This is a genomic window from Fibrobacter sp. (assembly GCA_012523595.1).
Classification (GTDB): Bacteria; Fibrobacterota; Chitinivibrionia; order Chitinivibrionales; family Chitinispirillaceae; genus JAAYIG01.
Genome location: JAAYIG010000134.1, coordinates 1 through 9,165, shown reverse-complemented (window position 1 = coordinate 9,165; position 9,165 = coordinate 1). Strand labels below are relative to the sequence as shown.

The window sequence follows — 9,165 nt, the reverse complement described above, 5'->3', positions numbered from 1 at the left end:
CCCATGGGGGAAGGGTTCCAATTATTGGAAACACTATTGCAATTACATAAACTATGCAGTTATATTATTTGTAGCATTAAATACACCTGCACTATATACCAGTTTACACAAAAAATTCCGCACACCCGATTTTTAACTTAGGAACTCTGAGGTAAGAACCTCGGAGATGAAAATATGACCCAATTATCAGTTCATTAATTCACCTCTGTCCATCATCTCAATCAAAATCATAACTCAAACCATCAAATCACCATTTGATCTTCGATATAATCCATTACTGAAATACTTCCGAGTCTTATACCACTGTCTCATCTCTGGGGTAAAATGAACTTAAATCTTTAAATCACCAATTCTCCTCTGAGATCAACCCAACACCGAAAAACATCCTGATTTATTACCAGTGATTTTCTCTTTTCATAACTCTATAAACACAAGACCACACTCTCAGGCTGATTCAAAAAAGGGGGAATACTTTCCCCAATAATTCCTTTATCCGATAATCCCAGTTTTTATTTATAATCACTCTTTATCAACTTACAATTAAACACACCTTTTTCTGTAAATACTCTTACCAGATAGCTCCCATTCCTCAGATTTCTTATATCCACATCTTTCGATTCTGCTTTGTCTATGATACTCTTCACCAGAACACCGGCCATATTGTAGACCTCAATTTTTTTCACCCTTTCATACGCAGATATCGACATTCTACCGGTTACCGGATTAAGATGAATATTCTTACCGTCTGCACTGACCTGCTGTTGCTTTACCGCAGTATAACCTCCCTCCCCCTGCACAAACAGTAAAGTTGTCTTATAGCCCTTTAATGCAGCTTTCAACTCCGGATCTACATCATAGGAATCATCGTCCTCCGCATTATTAAAGGCCCATTTGAAGTCACCACCATCAACCCGCCCGGCATATTTCATGACCTTTGCTCTGGCATCCTCCGGAACATCAGCAGTGTATGTGTACATTAAAGAAGGATCAGTATCGAAATTGTTGTATGTGTTTTCTCCGTAGGCCGATTTAACAGATCCACTGACTTTTTCATCTCTGCTTGTCGCAACATAAGCATCAAAGTCCGTTGTAGAACTGATCATTCCTGGAATATTATAGTCCGGGCTCTGATCTCCATAGGGAACAAAACGCTCCTGACCGGATATAAAATTATTGAAAGCCTTTATCATCCCACCATCCTCCTTGGAGAATGTTGGCTTATTTTTGTAATCATTTCCTGAACCATCCCACACATCACTGCCCTGCATTGAAATCAGGATCGGATATTTGCAATTGCGAAAGTAATTGGCCTCTACAAAAACCGATGAACCTTCGGTTGCTCCCACTCCATATTTTGAAATACCATCATAATAGTTGTTGTAAACATGTGCGGAATAAAAGCGGACACGAGGATGACGGGAATCGGAGTGATCATACCAGTTATGATGATAGGTTATAAATAAACCGGATGTAGTTCCTTCACTCAAGCCCAGAAGGTTGCTTTTTCCACTATCCCAGAAATGATTGTAGGAAAACGTCACATAAGTTGATTTCTTACAATCCAGAGCTCCATCACCCTTGGCCTGATCAGCATCACTTCCCGCATCTCCATAAAAGAAGTCACAGTTATGGACCCAGATATAATCATTATTCTGCTGCAATCCAACATTATCTCCCTCACCACTATTGTTGTTCATAAATCCAATATTCCGGATCTCAATATTGGTTGCGTTTTTAATTCGAATACCCCACCCATCTGCAACTGCATCATTGCCTATCCCCTCAATGGTTATATAACCCGATGCATTGTTCTTGTTTTCTATTACAATATCTCCGTTATACATATAGGATAAATCAGTAATCTGCCCTATCAATCGAACGATCAATGGACGGGTATCTTTGCCCTTTTTAAACCCATCGAGAATTGTCTGCAGACCAACACAGGGATTTTCTGTAGCCCCCGTCACATCGAGGGAAACAGTGTTTTTATTACCTTCGGTGATATATAACACCACCGCTCCGTCTTTAGGTGTTCCGTCAGCCTTGTAGGCTCCCGGGATTCGTCCATTCCAGAAAGCAAAACCTGAGCGGTCATGAGCTTTCACAGTCAGGGGACCCGATACAACTGCTTCCCCTTCCACTCCCGAAATGACAGGTACCACTTTGATAGTGTAAGTCCCGGCCTTGAGACCGGGAATATCGGCGCGGAAATATGAACCATAGCCGCGTATCAATTGATCATCAATTTTCCGGTCAGTTACTCCCTCTCCACTGTAGTACACATTGTACCTTTGGGCACCTGCAACTGGCGTCCATTTGATAAAAACCGACTCCAGCCATCCTTCAGATTCGCTTATTACCGCCGGCTGGGCAAGGAGATAAGCCGAAAACAACAGAACAATCAATGATGATTTTTGACTTCTCATAATTTCCCCCTTCTATGTTGGAATTACAAAAAGATTGTAACCAAAATATAATGAATAATATGTAATTATGCACAATTAAAATAATTATAAGGTGAATTATCTCATTTTTTGTAACCAAAGTAATTATCCTACGGGACTAACCAGACTCCGTAATTCATCTCTGGGGTGAATTTCTGACTCGCATTAAGCGTTTAAGTCACTGTTTCACCCCAAAGGTGAAACAATAACCTTAAAAAAAAGAATTCTTACCATTTCAGGTTTTCCGGTAAATCCTTTCAATACATCTGAACGCAGAATATACAGATAATTTGAGGAATCTTTGATTGACTCAAGTTTACGCAGGTTCAATTAGACATACTGTTTAAGCATCCTGGTATGTCTTAATCCATACCTCATCACAATCAACGCGGGGATTTTAGGTCGTATACTGAGTTTTACCAAAGAGTAAACCGCAGTACTACAGTCCTAAAAATAAAAAACTTTTCAATTTAATTGTTTAAGTCACAATTTCACCCCAGAGATAAAGATGCCCCTGGGATATTAATTCTCCAGCCTTCCTGCTCCCCCGATAAACGAGTCTCGATCTCTCCAAAAACCTCCTCGATCCTCCTGGTCTCCGCTCCTGCTTTTCGGCCAAGCTCTATTATGGCTCTGCCGAAAATCTCACCCTCATTTCTTCTTGAGTGGTTTTCTATATCGACAGCATAAGCGGATTTGGTACTGGCCGGCGCCTTTTCTATTATCTCCCAGATCCTTCCCTCAGCATCAGGGAAAACCGGAGCATCGGGGGTTCTTTTGATAACCTCCACCGTCTCATGAAGAATATCCCTTGTCATCTGCTTTAAAGCAGCGTCAGCCATGATTTCACCCAGCGTTTTTCCGGTATAAGCATTCATCAGGTTTACAGCCACATTGAACATGTATTTCTGCCAGATTGCCGGGTAAGGATCCTCAACCCACTTGACATCAAGGTAAGTTTTATCGATAATCTCATCAAGCAGAGTAATAAGTTTCTCCGGCCTGTGATCCTTGCGCATCGGGTCGGCGCCGTAAACCAGCGGGCCGGAAAAATAAAAATTACACTCCCCGTCGCCGGTCTTCCGCCCTCCGATGTAAATGCATGATGGAAATACCAGACCCGTTTTCAGATTTTTCCTTACCCGCTGGTAAATATCAAAACCATTCATGACAGGAATAACCATCATGTCCGGATTACCAATGTCTGAAAGCTCTTCAGTTACAAGCGGTAGATCGTATGCCTTGACACATAGAAGGACAGCATCCGGAACCGGTGCTTCCCTTAGCGAGGGATATACCCCGCTGGGGCGGCAACAAATAACTCTCTGATCGGGCAGCTTGAGCTCAAGACCGTTTTCAAGTATTGCTTTCCGATGATTACCGCGTGCTATGAAATGAACACGATAGTCCTCTCTTTCGTGCAGCTTCCCGCAAAGCATTCCTCCAACACTTCCGCCCACTCCACCTATACCAAAAACACAGATATTCACACACAATCCTTTTCACATAGCATCAAATAAATTTCCCATCACAAAACTCTGTATGCTCTCTAGTCCGATTTGGTATCGGAATCGGAATCGAGTTTAAAATAAATCTCTCTTTCCTTTTAAAATCAAGGATAAGCATTTCTTGATCTAATCAGTTTAATCATGGCATGATAGAACAAAGATCACAGTACATCGATACCGAGATTCCGATACCGACCCCGATAAAGGCGTTATGAAGTTAAATCAGCCTCTCCGGTTGATCTCACAAGAAGAGTTGTCGGGAGTCCTGAAAGAAGGGAACTTAAAGAGCTTTGAAAAACCTCTGCTGTGGAAAGATCCGGTACCTCAAACCCGATAAAAATTACCGTGGCATTGGAAGAGTGCAAGCGTACAAGCTTCTCAAAAGGCTCTCTGGAACAAATTATCTCAACCGCAATATTCATCCTCGATGATTCCACCAGATCGTTCAGTTCTTTTCTTGCTTTCCCTATCTGACTCTCATCCTGCACAATCCTCAGGATACGAATTGATGTTCCGGACCACCCCGAATCCCGTGATATCAGATAAGCAAGAATCATCATCAGTGACCCATTGCGCTCCCCCCGCCACCAGATATCGATTTTACGCTTCTTCTGATGGTGTCCGGGAAGTCCGCCATCATGCACAAGAACGATACTCATTTTGAGAAGAGTTGCGGTTTGTAAAGAATGAACAAATGCCGGAGCACGTGACGGATCACTGGACCATCCAAACATCACCAGGTTCGGTTTGATCGGCCCTATCGATGTTGCCTGGAGAAACTGATTCAGTCCGAGATCGAAATCCGGAGTAACAAGCACCTCCGGAAACGCCCTGATCCTGTTTTTCTTGACAAACTCATTGAGCACATTAAGATACTCCTGCCTCTCCCTGATCTTCTCCTGCAAATTACCCTGCACCAGAGCCGCCAGAGTCACAATTCCACGGCCACTTCCAAGCCAGTCTGCATATTTCGTGAGTGTCAATCTGTTCTGAGGATTTCCTGAAAACACCACTATGGTCGGACGCCAGTTTTTAGGATGAACCGGAAGTTGTGCGAGAGTAAAAAGATTATCCCTGGTCCTGGAGTAGAAAAACCCCCTGCGTGAATCACCGAATGATGCCGTAAGGATAAACTTACGCACATAGACAAACAATCCGCCTACAATCGCAACCGCGACCAGAGCAGCAACAGCATCCACCAGAAATGCCGCGGCAAAACAGCTTACTGCTCCTATTAGCGCGGGAAACCAGTGAAAAAGTTTGAATCTGGGTCTGAAAGAGGGGTTTCTGCTGAATGATTCCGTAAAAGCCGCCAGATTGGTTATCCCATAGGTCCACAAAAACAGCATAGTCACTATGGAAGCCACCATGTTAAGGGCTCCGCCCTCACCGCCTCTACCGGCAAAATAAATCACCAGAAGTGAAATTATTAGAGTCAGCCAGAGAGCCCTTTTGGGTTCGCCGGATCTGGAAACCCGCGCAAAAAAGTTAATCGGTTTTAACAACCCGTCCTGACCCAGCGATTGTAAAATCCTCGGAGCACCCATTAGAGAACATATAGTACTGGAAAGCGTAACACTGAAAAATCCCAGCACCACCAGAAATCCGGTGTAAAATGGCGCTAAACCTATGAGACTCTGATATGGTTGTTCGATCAGAGCATCACGGGAGATCGATCCCCCCATAAGCAGAATCTGGCCTGTGTAAATTACCAGGGCGGCTCCAATTGCACACAAAGTACCCAGAGGAATGGAGCGGGTTGGGTTTTTCAGTTCACCTGACATGTTTACTCCCGCCATGATTCCGGTCGCCGCTGGAAAATAAATAGCGAAAAGCTGCCAGAAAGAAAATTTACTTTCAGTGAACCCGGTCAGGTTTGCATCAAACAGAGCACGATCAAACTTGAGGGCCGCTCCGCCTAAAAATGCCAGTATGGAAAGTCCCAGAATGGCCATGATCACATGCTGGACCTTTATTGCCCAATCAGCACCTTTCTGGACTATTACAAAAAGAATTATAACAACTGTAAATGAAATAATCAGGTAGTATGGCTTAAGCACGGGTATGGTCATTATTAAAGCTTCTGTAAACCCAAGCACATAAAAAGGCACAGAGAGTGCCTGAGCCATAAAAAACACCAGACCGATCGTCGCCCCGAATTCCGGACCCAGTGTTCTGGAAATCAGAAAATATGCCCCACCGCCCTTCACTTCGGTATTGGTCGCGATAGCGGAAATAGACAGACCAGTGGTGGTAGTTATCATCTTGGCGATAAAGAGGATCAAGATCGCCTGAATGATACCGGCATGACCCACCACAAACCCCGCACGCATAAACATTATGACGCCGAAAATGGTGAGAATAGAGGGAGTGAAGACACCGGAAAAAGTGGAAAACTTCTTTTGCTCCCCAGCCGCGCTTTTATCTCTTTGCAGCTTTATGACAGGAGCAGGGGCAGTTTGGGTATTAAGAGACATAAAATAAGTATAGATTACGGAAACAGGCGGGGAAACTATCTTATTCGGCCAAATATCTCCCTGCTCTCTGTTGCAGAACAAGCATGCTTTATAGAATTCAACTTCCGGTCTTAAGTTTTACCGGATGATAATGGACATAAACCCTGCGAAGCATGTCCATCCGTTTTAGAAGATGCTCCTCCACTGCATCAGCAATCTTGTTTCCTTTGTAAATACTCATAGAGCCATCCACCCCCACGGTTATATTCACTACAAAGTAGGGACCGAACCTGTGGGCATGAATACTCTCTATCTGCTTGATTCCGGGAAACCTCGAAAGATGCTGCCGGATCTGAGTGTCGATCTCCTGACTGGGCACGGTATCCATTAGTTCAGCACTCGATTCCCGAAGCACATCTATTCCTGTTTTAGTGACCAGAATCGCCACTATGGCCCCTGCCAGGGGATCAACCCAGGGGATACCTGCCAATCCAAATAGAATACCAATTGATACTCCGCTTGAGGCGAAAATGTCATTACGATGATCACGTGCCAGTGCTGAAATTGCAATACTGCCTGTTTTGTCTGCGGCATTCCTTGCTTTTATTATCAAAACCATCTTTAATACAATAGTAAACAAGGCTACTATGAGGGTAAATCCCCGAACAGGATCACTCTCTATGGTGCCAATCAACATCCGGAAAGCTGTGTTTACAGAATCCCAGAAAATCGCCAGACCGGTAGTGATTACAAATGCACCTACAACAAGAGCTGCGATACTCTCGAACTGATGATGACCGTAGGGATGTTCCGGGTCTGCAGGTTTACCGGAGAAGACAACAAATATCCGCACCACTATAAAGTAAACAACATCGGAAAGCGAGTTTACTCCATCGGCAAGAAGGGCCTGGCTGTGGCCGATTATTCCTGATGAAAGCTTAAGGAGTGCCAAAATCGCATTAGCCCAGAGACCAAGACTGACCACCTGCTCTGTACGAAGTTGGCGAACTCTGACATCCTCATCATTAATTGTAGAGAGAAGATCAGTTTCTATCTTATGCTCAGGATCCCTGTTTTCCATCTGTGTTCCTGTCTGATATATCTCTTCAGGCAATATACATTTTAAACCGGATTGTAAACCTGCCATTGTAAAAACATAGAAAACATCACACAATCAAACTACCAAGGGTTATAGGCTGAAGAATAAATCCTTCTGGTTACAGACTTACTGTAATTTTTAACGACATTAATAAATTTTTTAACATCATTATATTTTTTTGCTTATATTATGGTTACATTAATTTTGGCGAATTCCTGAAAAACATCTTCTCTTAAAAGGAGTAATTATGAAAACTACCAGGGCTTCTTTCTTCTGGTTGCCTCTCTTATGCCTGATTTTTCAGGGCACCTTATCCGCTCAGGATCTCTGTCAGCCGGTAGGATGGGCTACGCAAAACGGCGGTGTCACCGGCGGAGGCAATGCTGCACCTGTAACAGTATCAAATTACAATGATTTGAAAAGCGCCCTCACTTCAAGTTCCAACAAAGTAGTCTACATCAGCGGCACCATCAACATCCCCTCTGGCGGAAGAATTACTATTCAGGACCAGAGCGGCAAATCGATCATAGGACTGCCGGGCTCCAAACTGGTGTCTTCAGATATGACTGCAAGCGGTTCAGGTATTTTCTACATCAAAAGATGCTCAAATTTTATTATGCGTAATCTGATTCTGGAAGGCCCGGGTGCTTACGATACCGATGGTTACGATAACTTGTGTATCGATGCGTGTACCAATTTCTGGGTTGATCATTGTGAGTTTCATGATGGGTTGGATGGAAACTTCGATATCAAAAACGCCTCCGATTTCATCTCTGTAACCTGGTGTACTTTCAGCTACGAAAAACCTCCAAAATCTGGAGGATCAGGTGGTTCTAATGACCACCGGTACTCAAACCTGATCGGTTCCTCGGATGGAGCAACTCAGGATGAAGGCAAACTGAATGTTACATTCTATTACTGCTGGTGGGGTGAAGGTGTAAAGGAGCGTATGCCCAGGATGAGATTTGGGAAGCTGCACATGGTAAATAGTCTCTTTTCAAGCAGTGTTGCCAATAACTGTATTCGCGCCGGTTACAAGGCAAACATTCTTGCGGAAGGCAACTATTTTGACAATCAGAAAAAGCCAATCGATGAATACGATAAGGATTACACCGCTATCAGGGCGGTTAACAACTACGGAGCATCTGATCTGATTAAAAACACAGCATTTACCCCGCCTTATTCCATCACTGTCGCGAACCCGACAACCATTGTCACCCCCATAAAAAACTGTGCCGGGGCTACTCTTTCCGATCCCACTGGCTGCTCCTCATGCGGAGGAGGCCAGGTCAATCAGCCACCTTCAGTATCAATTACTTCACCGGCTAACAATGCCTCTTTCAATGCACCGGCAACAATCACCATCAATGCCAATGCAAGTGATCCCGATGGAAATGTCTCCAAAGTTGAATTTTACAATGGCAACACCCTTCTTGGAACCGACAACTCATCTCCTTACTCATACACATGGTCAAATGTTGCGGCAGGCACTTATACTATCACCGCCAAAGCCACCGATAACAAAAACGCAAGCAAAACGTCTTCAGAAATCACCATAATAGTTAATGATCCCTCTGTTCCCTCCCTTACCGCAACCTCAAACACAACTCAGGCAGTTGACAGCGGATCAGCCATAACCCCGATTGTTTTTACCTGGG

At 43.9% G+C, this 9,165-nt stretch carries 4 protein-coding genes and 1 pseudogene; 1 reads left to right on the top strand and 4 read right to left on the bottom strand.

Annotated elements, in window-relative coordinates; all coding sequences use genetic code 11:
- Nucleotides 1-509 precede the first annotated feature (509 nt).
- The 4 genes from GX089_09070 to GX089_09055 form a co-directional block, all read right to left on the bottom strand.
- The gene (locus tag GX089_09070) at nucleotides 510-2,426 is read right to left on the bottom strand and encodes a T9SS type A sorting domain-containing protein (protein NLP02631.1); all 1,917 of its coding nucleotides are present in this window, start codon (nucleotides 2,424-2,426) and stop codon (nucleotides 510-512) included.
- A 509-nt stretch (nucleotides 2,427-2,935) separates the two neighbouring features.
- Complete coding sequence (locus GX089_09065) at nucleotides 2,936-3,934, bottom strand: hypothetical protein (GenBank protein ID NLP02630.1); 999 nt, start codon at nucleotides 3,932-3,934, stop codon at nucleotides 2,936-2,938.
- Between the two features lie 227 nt (nucleotides 3,935-4,161).
- Nucleotides 4,162-6,429 (bottom strand): amino acid permease, encoded by a 2,268-nt coding sequence (locus GX089_09060; GenBank protein ID NLP02629.1) that lies wholly within the window; start codon nucleotides 6,427-6,429, stop codon nucleotides 4,162-4,164.
- 97 nt (nucleotides 6,430-6,526) lie between these two features.
- Nucleotides 6,527-7,489 carry a cation transporter gene (locus GX089_09055; GenBank protein NLP02628.1) on the bottom strand — a complete coding sequence of 321 codons (963 nt, stop codon included), beginning with the start codon at nucleotides 7,487-7,489 and terminating at the stop codon, nucleotides 6,527-6,529.
- 265 nt (nucleotides 7,490-7,754) lie between these two features.
- Between GX089_09055 and GX089_09050 the strand changes: the two are divergent.
- Nucleotides 7,755-8,600: pseudogene (locus tag GX089_09050) on the top strand (pectate lyase).
- Nucleotides 8,601-9,165: the final 565 nt, after the last annotated feature.